This is a genomic window from Gemmiger qucibialis, from assembly GCF_027689445.1.
Taxonomy (GTDB): Bacteria; Bacillota; Clostridia; order Oscillospirales; family Ruminococcaceae; genus Gemmiger; species Gemmiger qucibialis.
In genome coordinates this window covers 125,613-151,719 of the sequence record NZ_JAQFEN010000006.1, presented here as the reverse complement: position 1 = coordinate 151,719, position 26,107 = coordinate 125,613, and the positions used below count along the sequence as shown (strand labels likewise).

The window sequence follows — 26,107 nt, the reverse complement described above, 5'->3', positions numbered from 1 at the left end:
CTGCCTGTCATTTTTATGTCCATAAGTAGCTTTCATGTGTATTCAGATTGCTGAAAATGCGTAATACATTAGTAAAACGTCACAAAAATCGAATGCAAATTTTGTAGTGGGTTACGCGCTTAACCTTTGTAAATTTCACATTTATCATGTACCATATAATCATAATGCCACAGAAGAAGGAATGGAAATGACACAGAACAGGATTAGAATCGTAGATGTTGCAGATTTATGAAGTTTTTGCAAGGAAAGAACATTCGGATTCCAGAGGATATCCAGATTATTGGCTTTGATGATAGCATGGCAAGTAAGGAAAGCAATCCTTCCCTCACAACGATTCATCAGGAAGCAAACTTAAGGCAATACCGCATAATTCTAAGTGCCGATACGGCGAGCGAGGTGCGGCAGATGCTAAGCCAAAAGCGCAGATAATACTGGATGCTGCAAAGGTGAGCGCCGCCAGTGGCGGAAACAGCGAACCGAAGCAGGGGCAGCGGTTGCAGAGTGCGAGGGGCTTTTGCCCCCGAAGCACGATGCGGGTACCGCAACCCGACATTATCGAGCATTTTGGCAACGCAGATGCCGTGCCGCAGCCGCCGGAGCGGTGCTTGAGCCGTAAGGCGGGAATTGTGCGGTGTTGCCTTAATAAAAAGGGAAAGTACGAGGAAATTATAATGTCAAGGTTTTTGAAATCGTTGTGTAAAATAGCACTTCCTGTCACATTGCAAAGTATGCTGCAGTCATCATTTTCAATTGTTGACCAGATCATGATCGGGCAGTTAGGTGAAACAAATATATCGGCAGTTGGATTATGCGGTAATTTTTCACTGATTTTTTCAGTGATGATTGGTGCAGTAAGCACGGTTGCCGGGATATTAATTGCTCAGTTTATTGGTGCGGAAGAAAGCAAAGAGGCATGGTGCAGTTTTGATGTGAGCCTCATCTGCGGAATTATAATGTCAGTATTGTTCCTGCTTGCAGCTGGAGTTTTTCCGTCGCAGATTCTTGGACTGTATACGAAAGATATGAGTATTGTAAATACTGGTACGGTTTATTTTAGAATCGTAGCGCTTTCTTATATTCCAATGGCTGTCAGCAATATTTTATCCTCATGGCTGCGCTGTAAGGAATATGCCACGATACCATTTCTGGCAAGCTTTGGAGCAGTTATTGTAAACACCGGACTGAACTATCTGCTGATATTTGGAAAATTTGGATTTCCCTGTATGGAAATAAAAGGAGCTGCGATTGCCACACTTATTTCGCAGTTGTTTAATCTTGTATTTATTGTTATCGGATTTGTCTTATGTATCAAAAAAGATGGAGATAAACCGGTATTGTCTCTACATTTTAAAAAAATCACAATCAGGGATTATCTGATAATGATTATGCCGATTCTGATCAGTAAGTTTTTATGGAGTCTCGGGCAAAATGTAGAGTCTGCTGTTTATGGACATCTTGGCACATCAAACCTTGCAGCCTATACACTTACCGGTCCGATACAAGCGCTTATCGTAGGGGCACTTAGTGGATTGTCTGCGGCTGCCGGTGTGATGATCGGCAAAAGGCTTGGTAGGAAAGAATATAATGAGGCTTACGCAGAATCAAAGAAGATTATGTATGCAGGCTTATTTGGTGGAGTAGCAGTATCAGCTTTGCTCATTCTTTTGGCTGGAGCATATACCGGATTATATCGTGTTGATGACAGCGTAAAAGAGCTTGGAAAGACGCTGCTCATCGTATTTGCCCTGTATGCTCCGGTCAAGGTGGAAAATATGATCCTTGGCGGAGGCATTATAAGAAGTGGCGGCAACACAAAAACCATTATGATTATTGATATTATTGGCACATGGTGTATCGGAATTCCACTGTGTCTGCTTGCAGCATATGTATTCAAGTGGGGAATTGTTGGTGTGTATACATTGCTTACCACGGAGGAATTGTTCAGGCTTGCTGTATCGTTAATTATCTTTAAAAGGCGTAACTGGATCGTTAGTTTATGCTGATTTACTTCTTGCAGGACTTTTACGACGAGATTGCCGACCAGATCTTCAAACTCCGGGAACAGCGAGAAAAATGTACGGTCAATACTGCTGCCAGAGACGCACAGATTGCCCGCATCAACGAGCTGCAGGACTTTCATCAAACAGCCCCCTGCTCGCTTAGAGGCCTTCGGCGAGACCCTGGTGAAACGATGGCTTGAGCGGATCATTGTCTGGGAGGACCACCTCACTGTGGAACTTAAGTCCGGGCTGAACATGGATATTGAAAGATAATCCCATAGATGCACGAAACCCTCTCGACCATGATGGCCGGGAGGGTTGTTTGTTATTTCAGTCTAAAAGTCTTGTGCGACGTCATTGCTTGAGCAAAATCGTCAAAATTCACATTCTGCAATGCAGATCCTGCCTGGTTTGCAAAATTCACAATCGCAATTATAGCAATTTTCAATAATACAGCAGAGAGTACTTTAGTTTGTTTTTAAGTCACCAGTCTCTTCAAGAACTTCGTAGCTATTGCTAGCATCTATATTTGAGAGCAACTGCCTAAACTTCATTAGCATATTGTCCATTATCAATAATATACACGCACAGCTGAATTTTATTAAATCGCGATATCAGTGTATCTTCTTTGGCTACGATGGGCATCCCAGCTAACAAGAGACGAACAAATCAAGCGTATCACAGCACTTCAGGATTTTATCCGAAGCCAGCCCGCCGAACTGACGGAATTTGACGAAACCCTGGTCCGGCGCTGGTTCAAGCAGATTGTAATTCACGAGGACCATTATACGGTCGAGTTGAAGTCTGGCCTCAAAGTGGACATAGATGCAGAATAGTGATGCGGGAACAACAAAGCCCTCCTGATTACCATGATTGATGGTCGGGAGGGCTTGTTGTTTATTTGTATACGTCTAACCGGTTTTCTTTGTTCCTGATTGATGCTTTAAAATATCTAAGAAGCGGATAATGGAAAGTCAGCGGAAGGAGAGGATCGATATCTTTTTCGCCTTTGAAAGAAAAACGTGGGAAATCGCCGTAGTTACCTATGACGCCAATATCATACAAGTCACGTAATATAAAGGTTGCCTTTTTCTTTTGTAATAATTCCACTTCTTCAAATACGCTGGCTTTCCCGTTTATGCTTCTTTCAAAATCTGAAACAGTAAACGGAACTTGGAGTCCAGTCAATGCAATCTTTATTCCACCAACTTCTCGATCGGAGTATTTTACTGTCAGTATTTCCTCAAATTCTGCCCATGATTCCTCTGAATAGCGTTGTTTGACGCTTTCAAATGTCTGCTGGTCAATATAATTTTTTTCTCCAGCAACAGATTGAATAATAGAAAACAAGCGGATAATATCCCTTGGCCTATACCATGTTTGATCCAAGATATAATTATAAATAGGAACCTTTGCACGACCGACTTCAGGTAGAAAATAATTAGAATATATATTTGGAGTTGGAGTCAAGCCATGATACTCCTCACTGTATTGAAAACGTCGAGCAAGCATTTTTAGCAAAGGATGTTCTTGAATGTTGCCACCTTTCTGTCTCCAATCAATTTGAATGCCAAAATCGTGAATGGGCTTGTTTATTTCTAGGCCTTTTGACTTGACATGTTGGTATACTTCATTTCGGATTGCAGTTATTAGAAAGACATTATAGCCATTTAATTTTGATATTTCGTTCATGTATTGTACTGCAAAAATCAAATCACGGATTAATGTAATGTCCCTCTCGTATTTTTTGGTTTTCTTCAATGAGAGTTCTAATTCGTCAACAAAAACATAGATGCGATTTTCGCAAGGAGTTAATGAACTATACAAGTCGACAACCTTTTTGCCTACATTGACAAATGGGACAGCTTTTTTCGAATCGTCAGTCCATTCAAGATCCAGATTTAGTTTGGCCACACTTGCAGCCGTTATCTCGACATTGCCCTTTTTTATTTTGGGTAAAATCTTCTTTAAGGGATTGGTATCATTTTTATCGTTGTATATAGCATCTAGCAATGAGCATAACTTGCTCCATGTATCGTTCCGTTCAAAAACGCCGCACTCTGTTGCTTTTAAACGATTTACTGTTACCTTAATTAAATATACTTGCCATGCCAGAACGCAATCAATAGTAGTATCTGTTGGAATTTCACTTTCAATGATTTCTTCAAAAGGTGCTTGCGGGAGTGCTGCTCTTTTCAACTGATTTCTCTGGTCTTCGTCAACATCTTTCTTAAATCGAATAAACTGAGAAAAATTGGTGTCGGAATTATCTGCAATAAGTGACTCAACATATTTGAGCAACATGGTTTTTCCAGTGCCTTTATCACCACAGATATAATATACTGAGCCGTCAAGTAATTTGCTTATGTCTAGATTGGGATACTCAAAAAATAGATTGCGGCATACATCACTTCCGTATTCTAAAAATTCGTTGTATCCATCAGTTTTACCAATATATAAATCTTTCAGTTTTAATTGTCCCATTTTCACAACTCCGTTCACTCTATAATCAGTGCAATTCTACACACTCAATTTCATAGAAAATCGAGTGCTCCGAACTGCTGTTAAGCTATGACATCCAATCCAGTAACTCAATTTTCCTGCCTGCTTTCCGCTTGGGCAGATATGTTCTCTCGCATACTTCCAAACAAGTGAGTTGGTGATTTAGATGTCAGCTAATATTGCCTAAAATACTGGAAATAGGTTGTTTTTTACACTTTATTCCTTAACCCTTGACACCAATACAACCGTTTCGACGGTTGTTTCAGTTTCCAAGGGAAGTTCTTTCACTTCCTCGCCATCAACAGGCACAGGGAAATTGAATACAATCTTCTTTATCCAGCTTCCGTCTTTTCTCTTTTCCGGGAACATTTCAATTCGCTCGATAAAGGCTTTCATAAACTCTTTCTGTTCCGCTTCTGTTGCGGAATGGTAGACTTCATCAAATGCCAGTAAGAGCCGATAAATGTTATCGCCGGATATTTTCTCCTGCTGGATACTGCGTATCTGACTTTGCAATTCGCCAATCTGAACTTCGATTTCCTCTATCGTATCATACTGCTCATCATAGCGGCGTTGCAAGTCCAAAATCTTTCTGTCATAGTGGGCATCGTTGATGTCCAAGGTATCCATCTGACGCTCCAAGCGGCTTTTCGTTCCAAAGGCTTGCTTTAGCTGCCCTTGCAGGACGGCGATCTGCTTTTCCATATCCTCTGTATCAACCGCTGTTCCGATTTTCGCTTGAATTGCTTCTACAAATCGGGGATTGTTGACCATAGCGGAAATAATCTTCGCCACAAATTTGTTGATCTCTGTCTGTTCGATATTCAGCCGGAAACTGCACTCATGCCCTGTCGGCGTAACTGTATTTTTGCAGTAGTAATAATACCGTGTTTTCTTGTCCTTGCTATGAGCCTTGGCAATATTGCCGTACATACTCTTTCCGCAGCATGGGCATTTCAAGATACCGGACAGGATGTGTGCGTGGTCTGGATTGTTGACCTTTTCCCGCTTAAAGGAATTGATCTTGCGCTTTTCCTGTGCCAGATACCAATCCTCTTCAGAAATGATAGCTTCGTGCTGTCCTTCATAAACCGGAAACTCCGACTGCTCAACCACGTGAATCTCGTTTCTTGTACCCTGTTTCTTTTCAGTTCTTCGTCTGCCGTAAGCAATCTTCCCCATATAAACAGGATTGTACAATACATTTTTCACAAAATCTCTTGAAAATCCCGGAATGGTATTATTCTGTCTTAGTTTCTTTACATAACCATTGCGGTTCAGATATTTTGCAACTCCTGCAACACCCTCGTTTGTATGAATATAACGATCATAGATTACTCGGATAACTTCCACTTCATCCTCTGCAATGACAAGGTTTCCGTTTTCCAGTTTGTATCCATAGGGAGCGAAACCGCCGTTCCATTTGCCTTCACGAGCCTTTTGCTCCCGTCCTGCCATTGTCTGTGTGCGGATATTTTCTCGCTCAATCTCTGCCACCGCAGACAGCACAGAGATCATCAGCTTTCCGGCATCCTTGGAGCTGTCAATGCCATCCTCCACGCAAATCAGGTTGACACCAAAATCCTGCATGAGCTGCAAAGAGTTCAGAACATCGGCTGCATTTCTGCCAAATCTGGAGAGCTTAAAGACAAGCACATAGGAAACGCCGTCTTTGCAGTCCTGGATGTCGTTCAGCATCCGTTGAAACTCCTGCCTCCCTTGGATGTTCTTGCCGGAAAATCCTTCGTCAGAATACTCCCCGGCAACGACCATATCCTCGTATGCCGCATACTTCCGCAACTTGTCCCGCTGGGCATCCAAGCTGTATCCGTCTACCTGCATGGAGGTGGACACTCTCGTATATAGATAACATTTAAGTTGCTTCTTTTTCAGAATCGCTACCTCCTTCGCTCATTTCTTTTACCATCAATCCCTCGTTGCGGATATAATACTCCAAAAGTCTAAGCACATAATCCGGTGCATGGCGGTTGTCCAATTCCCACTCGGTCATAGTCCGGTAAGGAATATGGACGAGCTTGCAAAAATCTTTCCGGTTCAGTCCTGTGCTTTCACGCAACTTAATAATTCTGTTTTTACAATCCATTCGTCTTTTCTCCAAAAAAGCAAAAATACACGTTGCGTACATATTATAGCATAGCCGCAACAAGTACGCAACGTGTAAATTGTAAATTTTTACGCAGCCTTATCCGTCAAAGGCTGCGCTTGCTTATCATCCTTGGAACACTCCACCGTTTGTGGAGTATCCTGCTCTAATTTATCCAAAACCTGATGCCCGTACTTCTGGAGCATCTGGCTCATAACATCCACACAGCGGTCAAATGCCGCATTATATTTCGCTTCCTCATAATATTTCTTCAATAGGCAATTCCTCCATCAAAGTTCCATATCCTGTCCACGCTTCTGGGCAGGGTGTTTGTGTTCCTGCGTTTCCTTTCCTCTGATGAGGATAGAATTGATAAAAGCCCGAACCCTTTCGGATGCAATTTCCAGTGCATCCAGAAAAGGCTGGGCTTTCTGTTTCAGTTCCATATATTTTTCGCTTACTGCTTCATACCGCTGTTTCCAGATGGAAACCGTCTTTTCAGCGGAAGCCAGTTTCTCCTTCAAGCGCTTGTTGTCAGCATTGGCGATAATGCCGTTGACCGCATAGCGTTTGAGCGTGTCGCATTCATCCGGTGTCAGCGTGATATTATTTCCGAATGTGGCTTTCTTTCCCATCGTTTCAATCTCCTGCACCGTCAGAGCAACGGTCTTTGCTGTTTTGGTTTCCTTTTGCAGAGCTTCCAGTTTCTTTTTCTGTTTCTCCGTGGCAGCTTTGGCATTCTCCAACCCCCGCTTCGCCTGTGCCACCTGCCCGGTCACAGCTTCCAAGCGCTGCTGTTCTGCCTGCACCTTGAACTGGGTCACAGTCAGATGTTCCTCTGTACTGCCACGCTCTCCACGCTCCACATCGGTATATCCGGCATTTCGCATGAAATGAAAAAAGTCATCCTGCAACACACTGTAGGACGACTTCAAAATCTTTTTTCCTTTTGCGTTCAACATTGGATTACCATCCTTGTCAAGCACCGGCTTGGACTCCCATTTTTTACTGCGGCTGACCTGCGTGATCGTTTCCTTTACCGTTCCCCGGAGGGATTCATCCTTACATCGCTTCGACCACAGAATTTGCTTCTCTACCACCGGGATATAAACCACATGAAGGTGGTAGTGGTACACATCTTCGCCCAGAGCTTCGGACATTGCCTGGTTGCGCTCGTCGGCGTGCATCACAGCGGATAGGATATACTGCTCACCGCCTACGATCTCCACGGCGGCTTTATAGGCATCGGCATAAAACTGTTTTGCAAATTCATAGCCGCCGTGATTGTAGAAGTAAGCAGAGTTCACATCAAAGATCAACTCACCGTATTTGACGGCATCCGGTTTCAGACCTCTGGTGGAGATCACGCCATCCTGTTCCATCTGCTCGAACATTTTTACATAATCGTCAGTGGGAGACTTGAAGTGAACATTCAGCGCAGTACGTTCCGGCACGATGTCCTGATTGCTGTAGCTGTCCTTTTCACGCTCATTGTGTTCCTGTACCTTCGCCACATCAGCCGGTGTTTCCAAGTCCTGATTTCTGGCTACGGTACGGTCTATTCCATCATTTCTTGCCATTGGATTTTTCCTTTCTTTGAGATTTGCAGACAGCGGAAGGCTGGAGAACGGCACTTTTTCAAAGTGTAATAACCCACTATGACACTTTCATCCATACTGGCTGCAAAGTGCCGTGGGCTCTCCGAGGGCTCTCCCGAGGGGGAATGCGGTCACTGCGGTGACCTCTGCTGACCAAGGCGAAAATGTCTGCGCCTTTTCCCATGGTCAGCCCGTCTGCATGAAGCTCTTCTGTGTCAACTTCCTCTTGCAGTCGGTGTCCACAGACACTTTTTCAAAAGCCTGTGGACATAGAAACAGCCCGAACGAGAGGATGTGTGCTGTTTCTATAACAAGCGTTTTACGCTCTTTTGCTGCGTACATACATACCAGCAATGGGATTTACTCGACCTGCCGCCATTCCTCCGGAATGTCCTCCGGTACGTACGTACACGGCGAATCTCCGTAAAACCCATTTATATGAGGTCGTGCAATGGCTTCCACTCCCATGAATCCCCACACCCGCCGTCCGGCTGAGTTGGTGATGTTGTTGCAATGCTCCAGATTGAATTTCTTGGCATTGGCAATCATGGCGTCGCTGAAGCTGCGGGCTTTCAGCGGAGCAAGAGAATTTTCCTCGCACCACATCCGATAGATTTCATAGAAATCCTTGGAGCTGATGGACGCATCCGCTTTACGCCGGATGTATCCCTCGGAATCCATGAAATCAAAGATATTGTTGTTGTCACGTTTGACCGCTTCCCGGTTTTCCCGGATACGGTCACTCTCCGTAAACTTAAAGTTGTTGGCAACAAGCCGCTGCAAGCCTTCAAATGCCCACAGGAAGATACCCTCGGCTTCAGCTTTCATCTTCTCTGCAAGATCAGGATCGTCAGCTCTGTCCACCGGCTTTTCCTTGGTGGTCAGCACAAGCTGTCTGCGATAAAATCCGTCACTGCGGTCATACAGGGCTTGCAGATCACCGTTACTGAATGCCAGCAGCCGGGCGAACATCCAGCCCTGATAACTCTGCTTGCCTTTACGTTCCAAATCCATCTTGCCTTGTGCTGTCACGATGGATTTTACATAGTTGGTCTGGCGCAGAGCTTCCATCCGCATATCATCATCTACGCACAGCAGGATGTGCTCCAGATCGGCACGGGCAAAGCGGTTTTCAGAAATCTTGCCGATGCTGCCGTCCTTCATGTTTGTGCCAAAGATAGCCGAAAGCACCGCACCGATTTGGGATTTACCCTCGCCACCGTTGCCCTTAATCACCATCATGCGCTGTCCTTTGTTGGAGGGGATCAGGCAATAACCGATAAACTCCTGCAAGGTGGGAATGTCTTCCGCATGGAGCAGTCCATTCAAAAAGTTCAGCCAGATCACGGGCGCAGGAGCATCGGGATTGTAGACAACAGGCAGACGGCTTCGCACGATAGCCGGTCTGCCCTCGGTAAATGTGCCGTTCAATAGCAGCGTACCGTTGAACACATGGATGCGATCCTGCTCCGGTGGGAAGTCAGGCACTTGCGCTTCCAGTTTCAGCACTTCCAGAATGTTGGTGATCTTCCGGGGGATGTTGTTCACGGCACAGAATTTCAGCTTGTCGTAAATCTCCCCACGCAGTGGGAGATCGTCCGTCACTCGACCATCGGGCGTAAAAAAAGCTCCGTTTGCGAAGATGATTCTGCGCTCATGCAGAAATTCTTCACAAAACAGAGCTTCGTTGATGTTCTGCCCATCAAACCAGACAGGCAAATTCATATCAGGCGTTTTCCGGTTCTTCGCCATGGTGCGCCACCTCCTTTTTCTTTCGTGTGATGTACTCTTGCAGAAAAGTAATTTTTCCCTCCTTCATCAGCTCGTCCACCAATGCCACCCGCTCTTCCAGATCACCCACGGTCAGCACATCTGCCATATATTCGATAGGACAGTTCATCTGGCAGGCTTCCACAAAACGATCATCCAGAGCCTCCTCCGGTGTTTTGGGTGCATACCGCACTTTCCAATCTTCCAGCAGATGCAGATAATCCGTCAGCACCCGGAAACACAGCATTTCATCCTCCCGGAACTGACGGATATAAGGACGCTTTGGCTTGACCATAGCTGCGACAGTGGGCGGTTTCGGGTCAAGTCCGAAGTCCGAAGCCAGCTTTTGCGCTGCTTCATAGCTGCTCATATTGAACAACCTTGCCACAAGGTCGATCACATCTCCCTTTGCTCCACAGCCGAAGCAGAAGAAATAGTCCTCATTCAGCTTCAAGCTCGGATGCCTGTCATTGTGGAACGGGCAGCAAGCCATACCGTTTCGGTTGACTTTCAGCCCGTAGTGTTCGGCGGCTTGCTTGACACTGATTGCCGCTTTGATGGTTCCATAGATTGTCATAAAAAACCCTCCGTTCATAATATTCTGGAAAGCACGAAGCACCCGCAGTGATTGGCAGGTGCTTCGCTCCTTCTATTATGGTTATGACGGATTTCTCAAAAAACAGGCTAATCGGAGGACAACTCCGTTTCAAAAAACAGGACAACTTATTGATAGATGTAGATTTCTTTACATTAGCATGATACAATTAAGAAAGTGAAAAAACAGGACAGGAGGTAAGCATGAACCAAGAATTGATGACATTGGACTTCTGGCAGGATACGGTCATATATGAGGGCAAAACATTCCCTGTCGGCACGCTTGCCTGTGATGCACTGAATGTTCCTGCGGATACTATTACAAAAATGAACGAGCAATGCGAGAAAATCAATCTGCTGCTCGGGATGCTGAATGCCGGACAGGATACTTCTGCACTCTTTCCAATGGCAAAGGAAGCTGCATTGACAATGTTAGAGATTCTCAGCAAAACGCCGCCGTTCTCCTATATGGATATACCAAAGCACCGGGAACGAATAGAAAGGGTCTTTACTGCGGACAATGCTCTGAAATATGTGGAGTTCGCCATAAAAGCCGTAACCAATTCTTTACCGTTCGAAGAAGTTCCGAAATATGCTGATGCGGTGATGCTCCAGCGCTATACCGCTGTATGCGGGCATCTGGCTTACTCCCTTGAGGAATACCAAAAGGCGATGCTTGATTTTGCAGAACAATCGGACGGAAACGAAGCAGACCGCACCGCAGAGGGCTTTGCGAAAATGTTCGGCACCTATTTCCCACCGGAGTTTTCTATCACAGAGGGCAATGCCTGGATGTCTACCCTGAACAATTCCGTTCAGTATATATCGGTCATCCGTCCCGGCGAAAAAGTTGCGAAGCTGGTCAAGCGGATGCACTATGTATCCTTTGTAGGGATGTTCCGGTCTGATCTTTTTGAGGGCTTATGTGTTGGTCATGCCCCGAAAAAATGCAAAATCTGCGGCAAGTGGTTCCTCACCACCAACGCAAGGCACACCAAATACTGCGGCGGCTATGCACCGGGGGACAAGCTGCACCGCACTTGCCGGCAGATCGGCAATCTAAAAGGCAGAGAACAGCGAGAGCTTGCAGACGATCATCCGATTATCCAGATATATGAAAAGAGGCTGAACACCATAAATCGCTATGTAAAGCGTGGTACTCTGGACGCTGACCTTGCGGAGGTCATGAAGAAACTGGCAAAAGATAAAGAACTCCGGGCAAAAAGTGATGTTGCTTATGCCAAAGGAGCTTATGAAAAAGAAATGGAACAGGCTGCTTTGCTTGCAGAAGCTAAGATACATATTTAGTGGGGGAACAATATGAAACAAATATATGTGCATGGATTAGGACAAACATCTGACAGTTGGACAAAAACAATAGATATTTTGCAAACTACTGATTACAGCTTGTGTCCGAATCTTCCTGATTTAGTTCATAGCAAAGAAGTGACCTATGATAATCTATATGCTGCATTTTCAGATTACTGCAATCAATATGATGAGCCTATTGATTTGTGCGGTTTATCGCTTGGGGGCGTATTAGCTCTGAACTATGCTATACAATATCCGAAAAAAGTTCGCTCCTTGGTGCTTATCGCCACACAATATAAAATGCCCAAGAAGCTTCTGAAATTTCAAAATCTTCTCTTTAGATTTATGCCTAAATCCATGTTTCAACAAATGGGATTTAGAAAAGCTGATTTCTTACTTCTATGCGAAACCATGATGGAGTTGGACTTTAACAACTCTCTGCACAAAATATCATGCCCTACACTATTGTTATATGGCGAGAAAGATACTGCGAATAAAAATGCTTCTATTGAATTGGCAGAATTGCTTAAGAACGTGGAATTAAAAACGATTATTGGTGCCGGACATGAAGTTAATATTGAATCACCGCAGGAATTGGCAGAAATACTTCATGCTTTTTATGAAAGAATGTCTTAAGGGATTCTTATAGAAATGAGAAGGGAGGTGCGCTATGCTGAGTGATTTTACATGGAATATGACCGGATACATACCGAAACACCAAGTCAATCCGCACGGTGATGGTATCATTCCCTATGTGGCAGAGCGCATCTTCCAACTGGAACCTGAGCCGCCAAAGGTAGGCAGTCTGAACGAATATATCCTGTCTGCCTTGCAGGAAAAGAATTTGATACATTTCTCATTCTTCCTACACCACTACGAGCCGCAGCTTAACAAGCGCATCAAAGACTTTCTCGGTGTGGATGGCGGCGATTTGTACGACACAGACCGATTTATAGATATAAAGCTCTCCTGCCGGGAACAAATGCTCCAAAAACTGATGGACTATGACCTTACCAAGGGCGCAGAGTATGCTACATACATCTATCCGTTCATCCGGGATGCTATGCTCCGTTTTCGCATGGGCGAAGAAAAATGGTCGGTATCCTCTCTGACTAATTACAAAATGGTGCGGTCAATGGCTTGGCTGTACCACAATACCAAGGATGCGGTCAACGAGTTTTCCAAGAAATACAACTGTGATCTTGCTCTTGCCGAAAACTATCTGAAAGTTGTGCGAGGTATCCGCAATCAGCAGCCTTTCTATGTCACAGACGAGGACGGCGAAGAAACAGGCGAGGATGTAGCCCTTGACGATAGCTGGAACTATACCGATATCCTCTGGAACGGCATACAGGCAGAAAAGGTGCAGCGGGCATTTGAGAAACTGAATTACCGGGAACAGACCTTGCTCGAAAAACGATTAGCAATTTGCATGACCTGTGGGCGTGTCAGCTCATGGAAAGACCGCCCCACCTTTGAAGAACTGGCGGTTATGTTTGAGGGCAGTACAGCCAGCGGTGCAGAACGAGCCTACCGAAAAGCAGTGGACAAGTTGACGGAATTTTTGGTTGCCGAGGGCGCAATCCATGCAGTCCGGCTAAAACAGAAATCCAAGACCAAGCGAAAAAAGAAAATCGCCGCCGCAATCTACGAATATCAGGCAGACTGCGACGGCGAATGGGGCGAAATATCATTAGATTTTGAGAACGGCAAGGCAGAGGTCATTTTGCTTGCCGATTGGGATACAGTGAAAACGAACAAATTTGCAAGCAGAGCAATCGCCTATCTTCTGAACTGTGAGAACGAAAAATTACCCAAGGAAATAATGGTGGCCTTTGAATAACGAGGGAGTGAGATACATGGAGCAATTACTGATTGTTGAAGATGATATCGGTTTGAATCAAGGCTTATGCAAAGCGCTGAAAGCAGATGACCGTCAGATTATATCCTGCCATGATCTAAAAGCGGCAAGAGAACAATTGCTTTGCGGGAGTGTATCCCTGGTTCTGCTGGATATCAATCTGCCGGATGGCAGTGGGCTTGAGCTGCTCCGGGAGATCAAGGAAAACACGCCCGGGATTCCTGTTATTCTACTGACTGCCAATGACACCGATCTGGATATCGTAGACGGACTGGAGAGAGGCGCTGATGATTATATTACCAAGCCCTTTTCTCTTTCGGTTTTGCGGGCAAGGGTGAATACCCAACTGCGAAAGCAAGCGTCAAACCATAAAAATGCGCCGTTCCATATGGATCTATTTCACTTTGACTTTGAGGCTATGACCTTTTATGTGGGAGATTCAAAAGTGGAATTGAGTAAAACAGAACAAAAATTACTGCGTCTGCTTGTTGAAAACCGTGGTCGAACCATGACCCGTGGAGACCTTGTCGACCGGATCTGGACAGATGGCGCAGAATATGTGGATGAAAATGCTTTGTCTGTTACGATCAAGCGTCTGAGGGATAAGCTTGGCGCACAGAAATACATTAAAACCATCTACGGAATCGGTTATAGCTGGGTGACAAAAGATGAATAAAACCGGCATTGTGATCATACTGCTGTGTTTTCTGGCGGTGGCAGCTGTTGTGTTATTGGAGCGGAGAAAGACCAGAAAAACGATGGAAGAAATCGAAAGGATGCTGGACGCTGCCATGACCGGCTCCTTTTCTGAAACCAATTTTGATGAAAGCCAGCTGTCTGCATTGGAAACAAAGTTTGCGCACTATCTTTCCGCCGCAGAAGCATCTTCTCAAAACATAGCGCAGGAAAAAGACAAAATCAAAACCTTGATTGCGGACATTTCCCACCAGACGAAAACGCCGATTGCAAACCTGCTGTTATACAGCGAGCTTCTGATGGAGGAAACTCTGCCTGCATCGGCGAAGGCAAATGTGGAGGCGCTGTACAAACAATCGGAAAAGCTGCGATTTCTGATCGATTCTCTCGTAAAGCTTTCCAGACTGGAAAACGGGATCATTTCACTCTCCCCTCAGCAAGCAGCGCTGCAGCCGCTGCTTGAAAGCGTAGTAGAACAATATGCCGCCAAGGCTTCTGAAAAAGGATTGTCTTTGCGACTGCAAGATACCGATGCTTTTGCCGTATTCGACTTCAAATGGACAGCGGAAGCGCTGGCTAATATCGTAGACAACGCCATCAAATATACGGAGCATGGCACCATTACTATTTCTGCCGTAAGCTATGAAATGTTTGCAAGGGTCGATATATCGGATACCGGTTCAGGCATACCGGAAACTGAGCAAGCGAAGATATTTGCTCGCTTTTACCGCTCAAAGGCGGTTCAGGAGCAGGAAGGGGTCGGCATCGGCTTATACCTTGCCCGACAGATCATATCCGGTGAGGAAGGTTATATCAAGATTGCTTCCGTTCCGGGAAAAGGAAGTACATTTTCCATATTTCTGCCGAAATAACAACAATTCTATCAAAACTGTTAGATTTCATTTTCCGCCGGAAAGAATGTGGAAAGATTCCTATGCGATAATCTGTATGTATCAAAGGATCATTTCCTTTCATACATACAGATTTTTTCATGGAGGTACTCATTTATGGAAGTTTTACAGGCAAAAAACCTGAAAAAGATTTATGGCTCCGGCAATAATGCAGTTCATGCGTTGGATGGAGTTGATTTAAGTGTAAAGAAGGGCGAATTTGTTGCAATTGTCGGCACATCCGGCTCCGGCAAATCCACGCTGCTGCACATGCTGGGCGGGCTGGATCGCCCTACAAGTGGCACGGTCATGGTGGACGGACAGGATATTTTCTCCCTGAAGGAGGAAGCGCTGACCATCTTCCGCCGCAGGAAAATCGGCTTTGTGTTCCAAGCATATAATCTTGTTCCGGTGCTGAATGTGTATGAAAATATTGTTCTACCCATTGAACTGGACGGTGGCAAGGTCAATAAGGATTTCGTACAGCAGATTGTACAGACACTTGGGCTGGATGATCGTCTGGATGCGCTGCCCAATCAGCTCTCAGGCGGTCAACAGCAGCGAGTAGCCATTGCCCGTGCGCTGGCGGCAGCACCCGCTATCATTCTGGCAGATGAACCGACCGGCAATCTGGATTCCAAAACTAGCCAGGATGTATTGAGCCTTTTGAAAGTCACCAGTCAAAAGTTCGCCCAGACCATCGTGATGATCACCCACAACGAAGAAATTGCGCAGATGGCAGACCGCATTATCCGTATCGAGGATGGTCGGATTGTCTCCCAGAACTAACGGGAGGTGGCTGCGATGAATGTCAAAAACAGAAAATGTATTCGAAAGCTCAGCTTAAAATCTCTTTATGCGAACCGTCGCCGCAATCTGATCGCTATTTTTGCCATTGCGCTGACAACGCTGCTATTTACTTCCATGTTCACCATTGTCTTGTCGCTGAACGCCAGTTATGAAACCTACCAGTTTCGGCAGGTAGGCGGCTATGCGCATGGCACCTTTAAGGATGTTTCCCCCGAGCAGGCGGAACGCATCGCTGCCCACCCAAAGGTGAAGGCGGCGGGGGCACGGAAGGTGATCGGCATCACTGCGGATGGTGTCTTTTCCAAAAACCCTGCAGAGATCAGCTACATGGATGCCAACTGCACCAAATGGAGCTATGCAACCCCTACTACCGGACGGATGCCCGAAAGCGGCAAAGAGGTAGCCATGGATACGGCAGCGTTGCAGCTGCTTGGCGTAACGCCGGAACTGGGCGCCGAGGTCACGGTTTCCTATTCCATTACGGACAAGGATCAAACCGCCTTTACTGTAACAGATACCTTTACGCTGGTGGGCTATTGGGACTATGATGAACTAATGCCTGTTCATTACATCAACATCAGCCGTGATTACGCAGATGACATCGAAGCGCAGGCAGTGAAAACAGGTTTACAGCCTTTCCGCACCGATTTGAATGTCATGCTGGCCTCCGGCACAAACATTCAAGGGCAGATGGAGCAGGTGGATACCGATCTTGGCTACACATGGGACAGCTATACCGATCCCAACAGCGTCCGGATCGGCGTCAATTGGGGATATACCTCATCCCAGCTGGAGTCACAGCTCGATCCAGAGCTGATGGTCGCCATAGCAGCTTTTTTGCTGCTGGTGATTTTCACTGGGTATCTTATCATCTATAACATTTTCCAGATCTCTGTTGCGGGAGATATCCGGTTTTACGGACTTCTGAAAACCATTGGCACAACGCCCCGGCAGCTCAAACGTATCATTCGCCAGCAGGCACTTCTGCTTTGTCTGATCGGCATTCCGGCAGGGCTGCTGCTGGGCTACGGCATCGGCGCTGTTTTGGTGCCTGTTGTCTTGCGCTCCACCCAGTTGGAGGTGGGCATCACTACCATCAGCACCTCGCCTGTGATCTTTGTTGGCTCCGTGCTGTTTGCTCTGCTGACAGTGCTCTTGTCCTGCTCCAAGCCCGGAAAAATGGCAGCCAAGGTTTCTCCGGTGGAGGCTACCAAATATACAGATGCGATGCAGACCAAGAAAAAACAGCGCAGCACCCGGGGAGCGAAGCTCCATCAGATGGCCTTTGCCAATCTGGGACGAAACAAAAAAAAGACGGTGCTGGTGGTGGTGTCTCTGGCACTGTCGGTGACACTGTTCAATGCGCTGTGTGCCTTTGTGGGCGGCTTCAGCATGGAGAAGTATGTATCCGCCAAGACCTGCGCCGATTTTATCGTCAGCACGCCCGACTATTTCCGTTACAACCCGGCAGATGAATTCATCACGCCAGAACAGATCGAGGATATCTCCGCAAACACAAAGGCCAGTCTTTCCGGCACGGGATATGCTGTGCGAAAACCCGCCTACCTGTGGATGACGGAGGATGCTCTGCGGCAGGACTATGCATGGTTCGAAAGCGCCGAGCAGTTGGACAGCCATATGAGCCGTCTGGAGCACCGGGGCAATATGGTGATGGGAAAGACCAGAATTGAGGCTCTGGATAACAGTCTGTTTGACAAGCTGCAAGTGCTCGACGGCGATATTTCTCCCATGTTGGAGCCGGATAATAACGCCATTGCCATTGCGGTTTCTTTGGATGATTACGGTAATCTGCCCAATCCTGAATACTACCCCAAGGTGGGAGACACGATCACCGCTACCTATGCGGACGATGTGAAATATATCGACAGCCGCACCGGGGAACTCTGCACCGAAGATACACCGGAGGAGTACATTCAGGCAAAATTGTATGGAGCCAGAGATGTAGAGTACACGGTCTGCGCCTTGGTAGAACTTCCGTATTCCATGAGTTATCGTTATGGTGGTATTGGATATGAGACAGTTTTGTCTGTGGATACCGCACAGAGGGACAGCGGCGGTGCGGCCATTCCGATGCTCTACCTGTTCGACACAGCAGACGACGCAGACGAGGCCGAAGCAGAGCAATATCTATCGAAGCTCACTGCCGGTGAGTTTTCACCCTTGATGTATGAAAGCAAGGCCACGGCTCGCTCTGAGTTTGCTCAGTTCCGGCAGATGTTCCTTCTGGTAGGTGGTATCCTCTGTGCTATCATCGGGCTGGTGGGACTCTTAAATTTCTTCAACGCCATGATGACCAGTATTCTTTCCCGCCGCCGTGAATTTGCTGTGCTTCAGGCTGTAGGAATGACGAACCGGCAGCTCAAAACCATGCTGATCTACGAGGGATTGTTTTACGCAATGTCCTCCGTATCGGCGGCCTTTATTCTGTCGCTGGCGGTGGGACCTCTTGCAGGAAAAATGCTGGGCAGTATGTTCTGGTTCTTTGAGTATCGATTCACCATTCTGCCTGTCCTGCTGACAATTCCGGTATTTCTTCTGCTGGGGTGGCTGATTCCTTGCATGATGTATGACAATGCAGCGAAATGCAGTGTTGTAGAGCAATTAAGGGATGCTCAATAACTGTTAAGCAAAAAACGGCCCTCTGCCAAGGAAAAGGCAGAGGGCTGAGTTTTAATCTAAGGGTTTACATTCAGTTACAGTTTTTAGATAAATTTCGGGATCACCGTTCAAGATCAAGTCTGCATATCCAACCGGATCATTGTAGATTAGATAATCCAGTTCTGACCGTTGATACATATTGTCAGCAACCTCATTCTCCACGGCGATGGTATCAATGGCAATCATGCTGCCATCTAAAAATTTCAGTTCCACACAAGCGGTATCCATGTTAAACTCACAAGAAATCAATCTATCCATAAGAAACCTCCATTTTGCGGGATGTTAGATCATCCCAAAATATTTGAATGCTTCTCGGATTGCTTTCTCTTTTTCCTGCGGACACTGGGGCTGTCTGGAATCCTCGGACTTCGGCAGATTATAGTTCTTACCAACCCCAATCCCACATTTTCGTTTAATCTGTGAGATATAGAGGTTGGACACCTTTAACCCGGTATGCTCCAACACATACTCCTTGATCTGCGGATAGGTTGCCCCATCCTGAAATTCGGACATATCCATATCTTCCAAAGAGAACTCAACCCGAATCTTTTTCGAGTCGACCTCACCCTTGGAAAGCAAGACAACCGTCTCTATATGTGAATCATTGTCCAAACTCAAGCTCATATCTTCCGCAATGACTGGAAGCCTGAATTTGATGGACTTGAGCCACTGACCGTTGGACTGCCGTTCCTCGTAAATCTGAACCTCGGAAAGCAGCGATTCCATGAGCTGCCGCTTTTCCTGATCGTCCATGACGGAATAGAGCTTATCAAAGTAAATCAGCACCTTGTAGATGTTGTCGCCTGTCAGCTTTTCCGCCTCAATCGCCATTTTCTTGGCTCTGGCAGCAACGAGCTGGTTTTCTGTATCCTCGATCTTATCATACATCTTGTAAAGCCGGTCATCAAGGTCTGCTTTGCGTTTGATGTAGTGCTTATCGTCCGGATCGAGGGAATCAATTTCATCCATCAGCCGTGCCTTTACTGAATAGCTCTGGCGAAGCTGCTTTTCATGCGCTGCGATCTCCTGCTCAATGGAAGAGGTATCCACCTTCATGCTGATTTTTTCCTGCATCATGGCAGCGAACTTCGGATTGCTTACCAGTTTTACGATAACCTCCGCAACGGCACTGTCCAATAGTTCTTCATTGATCTGTTTCTTGAAATCGCATTTATGTCCGTGCGTCATTGTACGATGCTTACAGCCATAGTAATAAAAATCCTTGTATTTTGAGCCGTCCGCCTTATGTTTGATGCTTTTGTTTCCGTACATTCCCACACCGCAGACCGGACATTTTACAATACCGGACAGCAGATGAATTTTGGTGTCCTTACCCCTGTTGACGTGTTCGTATTTCTCCGCTTGCGCCAGCAGCTTGACCTGCGCCTCGTGCCATAGTTCTTCGGAAACGATTCCCTCATGCAGACCATCCACCAGCAGATAATCGTCCTGTTCCACCAGCCGGTAATCATTTCGGGTGCCATGCACCTTTTCCGTCCGGCGTCTGCCATAGGCGATTTTCCCGCAGTATACCGGATTTTTTAGAATTCTGCGGATCAGTGCTGCATCGAATAAGGGATTTTTTCCGTTTTGCCTTTGAATTTTGTGAATCCCGTGGGTTGCAAGGTATTTTGCAAGACCGTTTGCACCGGTATCCGTATGTACATACTGGTCAAAAATCACGCGGATTGCCGCTGCTTCTTCCTCATTGATGAAAAGCTGTCCCTTTTCCAGCCTGTAGCCATATGGCGCAAAACCGCCGTTCCATTTTCCCTCACGGGCTTTCTGGATTCTGCCCTCCATCGTCTGCACACGGATGTTCTCCCGCTCAATCTCTGCAACCGCTGACAAAACAGAAATCATCAGCTTTCCCGCATCCTTGGAGGAATCGATCCCATCCTCCACGCAAATCAGGTTAACGCCAAAGTCCTGCATAACCTGCAAAGTGGACAGCACATCTGCCGCATTTCTGCCGAAACGGGAGAGTTTGAACACCAGCACATAGGACACGCCGTCTTTACCGGACTTGATATCCTCCATCATGCGGTTAAACTCTACACGCCCTTCAATGGACTTGCCGGATTTACCGGCATCCTCGTATTCGCCCACAATCTCATAGTCATTGAACTCGGCATAGGCTTTCATTCTGGATTTCTGTGCATCCAGAGAATATCCGTCAATCTGCATGGCGGTGGACACGCGCGTATAGATATAGACTTTTATCTTTTCTTTTTTCATCATGTCTTCTCCGCCTCAGCCTACTTTTTATCTGTTTTATGCTCCAACAGCTTGATGGAATCCAGATAATCGCGCTCAACTTCGCTGAGGGTACGGGCTTTGTATTTTCTGTACTCGCCGGTTGCCTTGTCGATAGCCTGCTTATGGCTGACGCTTCCGTTGCCAATCAGCAGCTGCTCTCCACTCATGGTCAGAATCCGATCAAGATGCTCTGACCAGTCCTGCATGGTCATTGCCCGCTCCCGCTCCGCCTGTCGTTCCGCAAAATCCAGATATCCGGACACAAGCTGCCCCATAGCACGAAGCTCTTTCTCGTTCAGATAGTTCTTGGCAACTACCGCCTCTTTCAGCGTGGGCTGATTGCCCGCAAAGGTGGTCAAGCCCATAAATTCTTTCTCCGCATCGGCGCGTGTGTAAATGACCTCCGCCGCGGTTTGTCCATGAATGGCATAATGAATCTTGTTTTGGACTTTCTTGAAAAACTGAACGGAGATTTCCGCCTTGGGATCATAGTCAATACTGGTCGCGTAGATTTCAAGCACCTGACGGTAAAACACCTTTTCGGAAGCGCGGATATCGCGGATACGCTCCAGCAGCTCCTTGAAGTATCCGCCGCCGCCCAGATTTTTCAGGCGCTCATCATCCAGAGCAAAGCCTTTTCGCATATACTCCTTCAAAATTCCTGTTGCCCAAATACGAAACTGCACACCGCGCTGAGATTTCACACGGTAGCCGACAGAAATGATAACATCAAGATTATAGTAATCGACATCATACACTTTTCCGTCGGCGGCAGTATGGGCAAATTTTGCCCATACTGCTTCCTTTTGAAGCTCTCCTTCTTTGAAAATGTTTCGCACATGCTTGCCAATCACACTTCTATCACGCTGAAACAGCTCTGCCATCTGGTCAATGGACAGCCAAACCGTATCGCCGTCAAAGGTCGTTTCGATCTTTGTTAAGCCATCCTCTGTGGTATAAATCATCATTTCAGAATTGTTCTGCTCATTCTCCCAGCGTTCCATGGTCACTTCACCTCGTTTTCTGCCATTGCAGGAGCTTTTGCTCCTGCAATGGCGGTTTGGACACTTATTTCATGACAATTATATCATGCTGCTTTCACGGGTTCAATATCGTTTTCGTGAATCATCTCATCTGCCCCGTCTTTTTCAGGCACGGCTTCCTCTATGACAAGATCGGGCAGCGCATCAAGATTCAGAACCAAGGCATACTTTTCAATCAAATTTGCCAGCAAAGCGGCGAAGCCGCTCCATTCATCTACCATAGGCAGTCTCCCTCTCTTTCTCCGTTCTGTGCGTATATGCCGCCAGCACTTCCTTCGGAATACGATCCAGCACGGCGACGGCATCCTCATAATCCCGGTGCAGCTTGGCATCGGCCAGCTTTTTCAAGGTACTTTCCTTCGTAGCTTTGTCCAGCGACTGCGCCAACTGCTCTGTTTTCTTTTTCAGCTTTTTGTTCTCGGCGGTCGTGGCGGTAAACGCTGTATTGTACTTTTTCAGCGTCGTGTGCATCTGCTCCACAGTCGGGATATACTTGTCCAAAAATGCACCGATCTCTGCTGCTTTTCCTTTGGCATTGAACGCATTGACACCTGCAAGCAATTCTTCCAGCTTGGCCTTCTGCTTGGTCAGGCGGGTCATCTCCTTGAACACCCGTGGTGGGATATGGTCGCGTCCGGTTTCGCTGGCGCTCTCGCCTCGCTCCAAATCCGGGTATTTTTTGACCATATGCTCCCAAAATCTGTCCTGCCATTGCGTTAGCTTCTTCTTGTTGCCTACGATTTCTTTGGCACAGAGCCGCCCATCCGCTGTCAGCGGGACAAAAGAAAGGTGCATATGGGGCGTTTTCTCGTCCATATGCACCACGGCGGATATAATGGTTTTCTGGTCTTGGTGTTCCCGGATGAAATCCAGCGCCTCCTGAAAATAGGCTTTGATTTCAGCTTTCTTCTTACCCTTGAAGAACTCTGGCGTTGCGGTCACAAGAGCCTCCACCAGCCGCACACTGTCCGAACGGGTGCGGCAACCGGCGTCCTTGATCTGCCGCTCTGCCTCTGCACGATATTTGTGCTCCGGTTCGAGCAGATGAAAGTTCAGACAGCTGCGGCTCTTGTCGATATCCGGATTGCTGGCGTATTCGTCTTTTGTGCGCTCATTGTGCGCCTCAATATTAGAAATTTCCGGTCCTTTATACTTTGCAAAGCGGAGAATCGCAAACTGTGGCTTACTCATTTATTTTTCCCTCCGTTTCTGCCAGATCAGTTCATAACCCAGCGCGTCGGCAAGCTCGACGACCTCTTTATAGCGGATGCTCTCCCGCTGCAACTTGGCGGACAAATTGGAAACGCTGTCCGACCAGCCATATTCATCATGTAACAGGTCAACAACTTCCTGCATGGTAAAACCGGCGCGAATGATCTGCGCCTTGATTTCATTGCGTACACTCATATTCAAATCCCCTCCAAAATTCAGATAATGAAAAAGCGAAGCCGGTACGCCATTCGGCGCATCCGCTTCGCTGCATCGTGAAAAAAGCCTTACTCTCAAATCCGCTCAAAATCGCCGTTATGATGTCCTGTCCACAGGTGACACCTATCGACTTTTCTGTTCCGAGTGACTTCGCTCTAAAGCGTATGATTTCCCGCGTTTCCGCGCACCCATGTTGTTGTTCCGAGAAGTGTGATTTCGTGAAAGCATTTCTGCCATCAGGCAAATAATTTACGGATTTTACTTAGCTTGATTTCGTGCCCAAAAATATAGGCTCTGCCAGTCAGAGTTTTTCATATAGCGGCGTTTTGGGAAAAACGCTGCGTACATACGTACACGGCGCAGTCGCAGAAAATTTATCGTCAATCCTCCGGTACGTACGTACGCTCTGAGACATCAGAAAACCCATTTATATTAGGTTTCGCAATCGCTTCAATCCCGAAGAAGCCCCATACACGCCGTCCGGCAGCATTGGTGATCTTGTTGCAGTATTCAAGATTGTACTTGCTTTGGTTCGCAATCACACTCTCGCTGAAGCTGCGGCGCTTTAACGGTGTCAGATTATTTTCCTCACACCACATCCGGTAAATTTCGTACAAGTCTTTAGAGCTGATGGTGCAGTCCGCCTTCAGCCGGATATAGCCCTCGGATTCCAGAAAATCAAAGACGTTATTGTTATCTCGCTTCACTGCCTCCCGGTTATCCCGTGTGCGCTGGCTTTCCGTGAATTTGAAGTTGTTGGCGGCAAGCCGCTTCAAGCCCTCAAACGCCCAGAGGAAAATCCCCTCGGCTTCGGCTTTCATCTTTTCGGCAAGGTCAGGATCATCTATCCGTCCCGCAGGCTTTTCCTTGGTAGTCAGCACAAGCTGTCGGCGGTAAAATCCATCGCTCCGGTCATATAGCGCTTGCAGATCGCCGTTGGAGAACGCCAGCAGGCGGGCAAACATCCACCCTTGATAGCTCTGCTTGCCCTTGCGTTCCAGATCCATCTTACCTTGGGCGGTCACGATAGACTTGACATAGTTGGTCTGCCGCAGTGCTTCCATCCGCATATCATCATCCACGCACAGCAGAATGTGTTCCAGGTCGGCGCGGGCAAAGCGGTTTTCAGAAATTTTGCCGATGCTGCCATCCTTCATGTTGCTGCCGAGAAGCGCAACCAGCACAGCACCGATCTGTGATTTTCCTTCACCACCGTTTCCCTTAATCACCATCATGCGTTGCCCCTTATTGCTGGGAATCAGGCAATAGCCAATAAACTCCTGTAAGGTTGGAATGTCCTCTGTATAGAGAAGCCCATCCAGAAAAGAAAGCCACCGGACGGGAGCCGGTGCGTCAGGGCGGTATGCCACCGGCAGTCTGCTCCGCACAATGTTCGGTCTGCCCTCGGTAAAGCTGCCGTCCAGCTTCAAAGTACCGTTTGCCAGATGGATTCTATCTGCTTCCGGTGCAAAGTCCTCCACATGAGCCGCCAGCTTCATCACTTCCAGAATGTTGGTGATTTTGCGGGGGATATTGTTCACGGCGCAGCATTTCAGTTTCTCATAGATTTCGCCACGAAGCGGCAGATCGTCGGTCACCCTGCCGTCCGGCGTGAAGAAAGCACCGTTGGCAAAGATGATTTTCCGGCTGTTCAGAAATTCATCACAGAACAGTGCTTCATTGATATTTGTGCCGTCAAACCAGATGGGCGCGTCTAAATTAGCCGATTTCCGTTTCGTCACGGGCATCCACCTCCTTTTCCGTCCGTTTCAAGCGTTCTTCCAGCCGGTCGATCATGCCGTCCTTTTGAAGCATATCCACGGTTTTCACGCGAACCTCCAACTCCGCAAAGGTTAAAATATCTGTCAGATCCTCGATATAATCGAGCATCTGGCAGGCTTCCACAAAGCGGTCATCAAGAGTATCCTCCGGCGTTTTGGGTGCGTACTGCACCTTCCAATGCTCCAAAAGATGCAGGTAATCGTACAATATCCGTTGACAATGTAGTTCCTCTTTCTGGAACGCCTCTGCCAGCGGATATTTCGGCTTCCGCAGCGCTGCCGCGGCCGGGGGCTTGTCCGGGTCGATCCCAAAGTCATACGCCAGCTTTTTCGCTGCGTCATAGCTGCTCAGGTTGAACAGCTTTGCCACAAGGTCGATCACGTCACCAGTTGCCCCACAGCCAAAGCAGTAAAAGTAATCCTCGTTCAGCTTCATGCTGGGTGTACGGTCATTGTGGAAGGGACAGCAGACCATGTTGCCACGGTTCACTTCCAGTCCGTAGTATTCGGCAGCCTCTTTTACGGAAAATCCCATCTTGATTTGTGTAAATAAATCCATACCTGTTTCCTCCTGTAAAATAATTGAACTTCGCCGTTCTACTCGATGCCGTTCCTGCCCGAGTCCTTACCCCGGCGTTGCCTCTTCCTTGGTACGCGGAATGCGGTACTTCTCCGGAAGCATATCCTCATCGGACGATCATGAAATTTTCAAGGTGCTGCGTGGTTTACGTCTAAATTTTAGTAAGAAAACAGGCTCTTTCCCGTATATCCGAGAGGTAGG

At 47.0% G+C, this 26,107-nt stretch carries 25 protein-coding genes; 10 read left to right on the top strand and 15 right to left on the bottom strand.

The annotated features are described in order from the left end of the window. The first annotated feature begins 228 nt into the window (after nucleotides 1–228). From PG062_RS10755 to PG062_RS10745, 3 genes are read left to right on the top strand one after another with little or no spacing between them, the layout of a single operon-like run. The gene (locus PG062_RS10755; RefSeq protein WP_270752271.1) at nucleotides 229–429 is read left to right on the top strand and encodes a substrate-binding domain-containing protein; all 201 of its coding nucleotides are present in this window, start codon (nucleotides 229–231) and stop codon (nucleotides 427–429) included. A gap of 17 nt (nucleotides 430–446) precedes the next feature. Next, nucleotides 447–2,003, top strand: coding sequence for an MATE family efflux transporter (locus PG062_RS10750; protein WP_270752270.1), 1,557 nt, complete (start codon nucleotides 447–449; stop codon nucleotides 2,001–2,003). Beyond that, nucleotides 1,997–2,200 carry a hypothetical protein gene (locus tag PG062_RS10745; RefSeq protein ID WP_270752269.1) on the top strand — a complete coding sequence of 68 codons (204 nt, stop codon included), beginning with the start codon at nucleotides 1,997–1,999 and terminating at the stop codon, nucleotides 2,198–2,200. Before PG062_RS10750 ends, PG062_RS10745 begins: the two co-directional genes overlap by 7 nt. 697 nt (nucleotides 2,201–2,897) lie before the next feature. Here PG062_RS10745 and PG062_RS10740 read toward each other — a convergent pair. The 7 genes from PG062_RS10740 to PG062_RS10710 all read right to left on the bottom strand — a co-directional run bounded on the left by PG062_RS10740 (nucleotide 2,898) and on the right by PG062_RS10710 (nucleotide 10,551). Continuing rightward, on the bottom strand, nucleotides 2,898–4,484 hold the full coding sequence (locus tag PG062_RS10740) for a P-loop ATPase, Sll1717 family (RefSeq protein WP_270752268.1): 1,587 nt from the start codon (nucleotides 4,482–4,484) through the stop codon (nucleotides 2,898–2,900). A 234-nt stretch (nucleotides 4,485–4,718) separates the two neighbouring features. Then, nucleotides 4,719–6,395, bottom strand: a complete 1,677-nt coding sequence (locus PG062_RS10735) for a recombinase family protein (RefSeq protein ID WP_333559414.1) — start codon at nucleotides 6,393–6,395, stop codon at nucleotides 4,719–4,721. Further along, nucleotides 6,376–6,606: a helix-turn-helix domain-containing protein gene (locus tag PG062_RS10730; protein WP_055058967.1), complete on the bottom strand. Its 231-nt coding sequence runs from the start codon at nucleotides 6,604–6,606 to the stop codon at nucleotides 6,376–6,378. Before PG062_RS10730 ends, PG062_RS10735 begins: the two co-directional genes overlap by 20 nt. Before the next feature lie 89 nt (nucleotides 6,607–6,695). Then, nucleotides 6,696–6,881, bottom strand: a complete 186-nt coding sequence (locus tag PG062_RS10725) for a hypothetical protein (RefSeq protein WP_007488117.1) — start codon at nucleotides 6,879–6,881, stop codon at nucleotides 6,696–6,698. Nucleotides 6,882–6,896: 15 nt separating this feature from the next. Next, nucleotides 6,897–8,186 (bottom strand): plasmid recombination protein, encoded by a 1,290-nt coding sequence (locus PG062_RS10720; RefSeq protein WP_055058966.1) that lies wholly within the window; start codon nucleotides 8,184–8,186, stop codon nucleotides 6,897–6,899. 378 nt (nucleotides 8,187–8,564) lie between these two features. Next, complete coding sequence (locus PG062_RS10715; protein WP_055189204.1) at nucleotides 8,565–9,956, bottom strand: DNA primase family protein; 1,392 nt, start codon at nucleotides 9,954–9,956, stop codon at nucleotides 8,565–8,567. Then, entirely contained in the window at nucleotides 9,931–10,551 is a 621-nt protein-coding gene (locus PG062_RS10710; RefSeq protein ID WP_117554474.1) for a CHC2 zinc finger domain-containing protein, read from the bottom strand. The genes PG062_RS10715 and PG062_RS10710 overlap by 26 nt, the downstream gene beginning before the upstream one ends. Before the next feature lie 221 nt (nucleotides 10,552–10,772). Here PG062_RS10710 and PG062_RS15980 point away from each other — a divergent pair, with 221 nt between their 5' ends. The 7 genes from PG062_RS15980 (at nucleotide 10,773) to PG062_RS10675 (ending at nucleotide 18,776) form a co-directional block, all read left to right on the top strand. Continuing rightward, nucleotides 10,773–11,876 carry a DUF6076 domain-containing protein gene (locus PG062_RS15980; protein ID WP_055058963.1) on the top strand — a complete coding sequence of 368 codons (1,104 nt, stop codon included), beginning with the start codon at nucleotides 10,773–10,775 and terminating at the stop codon, nucleotides 11,874–11,876. Nucleotides 11,877–11,888: 12 nt separating this feature from the next. Then, the gene (locus tag PG062_RS10700; protein WP_055058962.1) at nucleotides 11,889–12,515 is read left to right on the top strand and encodes an alpha/beta fold hydrolase; all 627 of its coding nucleotides are present in this window, start codon (nucleotides 11,889–11,891) and stop codon (nucleotides 12,513–12,515) included. Between the two features lie 34 nt (nucleotides 12,516–12,549). Further along, nucleotides 12,550–13,722, top strand: coding sequence for a sigma-70 family RNA polymerase sigma factor (locus PG062_RS10695; protein WP_055058961.1), 1,173 nt, complete (start codon nucleotides 12,550–12,552; stop codon nucleotides 13,720–13,722). 16 nt (nucleotides 13,723–13,738) lie between these two features. Beyond that, nucleotides 13,739–14,416: a response regulator transcription factor gene (locus PG062_RS10690; protein ID WP_270752266.1), complete on the top strand. Its 678-nt coding sequence runs from the start codon at nucleotides 13,739–13,741 to the stop codon at nucleotides 14,414–14,416. Beyond that, nucleotides 14,409–15,308 (top strand): sensor histidine kinase, encoded by a 900-nt coding sequence (locus tag PG062_RS10685; RefSeq protein WP_270752265.1) that lies wholly within the window; start codon nucleotides 14,409–14,411, stop codon nucleotides 15,306–15,308. The genes PG062_RS10690 and PG062_RS10685 overlap by 8 nt, the downstream gene beginning before the upstream one ends. 135 nt (nucleotides 15,309–15,443) lie before the next feature. Continuing rightward, nucleotides 15,444–16,115 (top strand): ABC transporter ATP-binding protein, encoded by a 672-nt coding sequence (locus PG062_RS10680; RefSeq protein ID WP_006858253.1) that lies wholly within the window; start codon nucleotides 15,444–15,446, stop codon nucleotides 16,113–16,115. A gap of 15 nt (nucleotides 16,116–16,130) precedes the next feature. Beyond that, complete coding sequence (locus tag PG062_RS10675; protein WP_270752264.1) at nucleotides 16,131–18,776, top strand: ABC transporter permease; 2,646 nt, start codon at nucleotides 16,131–16,133, stop codon at nucleotides 18,774–18,776. Between the two features lie 51 nt (nucleotides 18,777–18,827). On the opposite strand, the gene PG062_RS10670 is transcribed toward PG062_RS10675, so the two are convergent. From PG062_RS10670 to PG062_RS10635, 8 genes are all read right to left on the bottom strand, one after another. Then, entirely contained in the window at nucleotides 18,828–19,073 is a 246-nt protein-coding gene (locus PG062_RS10670; RefSeq protein ID WP_021683568.1) for a DUF6061 family protein, read from the bottom strand. A gap of 24 nt (nucleotides 19,074–19,097) precedes the next feature. Continuing rightward, nucleotides 19,098–21,053, bottom strand: a complete 1,956-nt coding sequence (locus PG062_RS10665) for a recombinase family protein (protein ID WP_270752284.1) — start codon at nucleotides 21,051–21,053, stop codon at nucleotides 19,098–19,100. Between the two features lie 20 nt (nucleotides 21,054–21,073). Further along, the gene (locus PG062_RS10660) at nucleotides 21,074–22,078 is read right to left on the bottom strand and encodes a virulence RhuM family protein (RefSeq protein ID WP_113999836.1); all 1,005 of its coding nucleotides are present in this window, start codon (nucleotides 22,076–22,078) and stop codon (nucleotides 21,074–21,076) included. Nucleotides 22,079–22,161: 83 nt separating this feature from the next. Next, on the bottom strand, nucleotides 22,162–22,338 hold the full coding sequence (locus PG062_RS10655; RefSeq protein WP_199488089.1) for a hypothetical protein: 177 nt from the start codon (nucleotides 22,336–22,338) through the stop codon (nucleotides 22,162–22,164). Further along, a complete protein-coding gene (gene mobV, locus PG062_RS10650) occupies nucleotides 22,328–23,308 on the bottom strand; it encodes a MobV family relaxase (protein WP_113999837.1) in 981 nt (326 codons plus the stop codon). Before mobV ends, PG062_RS10655 begins: the two co-directional genes overlap by 11 nt. After that, complete coding sequence (locus tag PG062_RS10645) at nucleotides 23,309–23,524, bottom strand: phosphoribosylglycinamide formyltransferase (protein WP_071428310.1); 216 nt, start codon at nucleotides 23,522–23,524, stop codon at nucleotides 23,309–23,311. A gap of 401 nt (nucleotides 23,525–23,925) precedes the next feature. Next, nucleotides 23,926–25,293, bottom strand: coding sequence for a DNA primase family protein (locus tag PG062_RS10640; protein WP_113999838.1), 1,368 nt, complete (start codon nucleotides 25,291–25,293; stop codon nucleotides 23,926–23,928). After that, entirely contained in the window at nucleotides 25,265–25,885 is a 621-nt protein-coding gene (locus PG062_RS10635; protein ID WP_113999839.1) for a CHC2 zinc finger domain-containing protein, read from the bottom strand. Before PG062_RS10635 ends, PG062_RS10640 begins: the two co-directional genes overlap by 29 nt. Nucleotides 25,886–26,107: the final 222 nt, after the last annotated feature.

Bases quoted from the DNA above. Each gene is read 5' to 3' on its own strand.
- PG062_RS10755 (WP_270752271.1), top strand. From the start codon at position 229: ATGAAGTTTTTGCAAGGAAAGAACATTCGGATTCCAGAGGATATCCAG.
- PG062_RS10745 (WP_270752269.1), top strand. From the start codon at position 1,997: ATGCTGATTTACTTCTTGCAGGACTTTTACGACGAGATTGCCGACCAG.
- PG062_RS10740 (WP_270752268.1), bottom strand. From the start codon at position 4,484: ATGGGACAATTAAAACTGAAAGATTTATATATTGGTAAAACTGATGGA.
- PG062_RS10730 (WP_055058967.1), bottom strand. From the start codon at position 6,606: ATGGATTGTAAAAACAGAATTATTAAGTTGCGTGAAAGCACAGGACTG.
- PG062_RS10720 (WP_055058966.1), bottom strand. From the start codon at position 8,186: ATGGCAAGAAATGATGGAATAGACCGTACCGTAGCCAGAAATCAGGAC.
- PG062_RS10715 (WP_055189204.1), bottom strand. From the start codon at position 9,956: ATGGCGAAGAACCGGAAAACGCCTGATATGAATTTGCCTGTCTGGTTT.
- PG062_RS10710 (WP_117554474.1), bottom strand. From the start codon at position 10,551: ATGACAATCTATGGAACCATCAAAGCGGCAATCAGTGTCAAGCAAGCC.
- PG062_RS15980 (WP_055058963.1), top strand. From the start codon at position 10,773: ATGAACCAAGAATTGATGACATTGGACTTCTGGCAGGATACGGTCATA.
- PG062_RS10700 (WP_055058962.1), top strand. From the start codon at position 11,889: ATGAAACAAATATATGTGCATGGATTAGGACAAACATCTGACAGTTGG.
- PG062_RS10695 (WP_055058961.1), top strand. From the start codon at position 12,550: ATGCTGAGTGATTTTACATGGAATATGACCGGATACATACCGAAACAC.
- PG062_RS10690 (WP_270752266.1), top strand. From the start codon at position 13,739: ATGGAGCAATTACTGATTGTTGAAGATGATATCGGTTTGAATCAAGGC.
- PG062_RS10685 (WP_270752265.1), top strand. From the start codon at position 14,409: ATGAATAAAACCGGCATTGTGATCATACTGCTGTGTTTTCTGGCGGTG.
- PG062_RS10680 (WP_006858253.1), top strand. From the start codon at position 15,444: ATGGAAGTTTTACAGGCAAAAAACCTGAAAAAGATTTATGGCTCCGGC.
- PG062_RS10675 (WP_270752264.1), top strand. From the start codon at position 16,131: ATGAATGTCAAAAACAGAAAATGTATTCGAAAGCTCAGCTTAAAATCT.
- PG062_RS10670 (WP_021683568.1), bottom strand. From the start codon at position 19,073: ATGGATAGATTGATTTCTTGTGAGTTTAACATGGATACCGCTTGTGTG.
- PG062_RS10665 (WP_270752284.1), bottom strand. From the start codon at position 21,053: ATGAAAAAAGAAAAGATAAAAGTCTATATCTATACGCGCGTGTCCACC.
- PG062_RS10660 (WP_113999836.1), bottom strand. From the start codon at position 22,078: ATGGAACGCTGGGAGAATGAGCAGAACAATTCTGAAATGATGATTTAT.
- PG062_RS10655 (WP_199488089.1), bottom strand. From the start codon at position 22,338: ATGGTAGATGAATGGAGCGGCTTCGCCGCTTTGCTGGCAAATTTGATT.
- mobV (WP_113999837.1), bottom strand. From the start codon at position 23,308: ATGAGTAAGCCACAGTTTGCGATTCTCCGCTTTGCAAAGTATAAAGGA.
- PG062_RS10645 (WP_071428310.1), bottom strand. From the start codon at position 23,524: ATGAGTGTACGCAATGAAATCAAGGCGCAGATCATTCGCGCCGGTTTT.
- PG062_RS10640 (WP_113999838.1), bottom strand. From the start codon at position 25,293: ATGCCCGTGACGAAACGGAAATCGGCTAATTTAGACGCGCCCATCTGG.
- PG062_RS10635 (WP_113999839.1), bottom strand. From the start codon at position 25,885: ATGGATTTATTTACACAAATCAAGATGGGATTTTCCGTAAAAGAGGCT.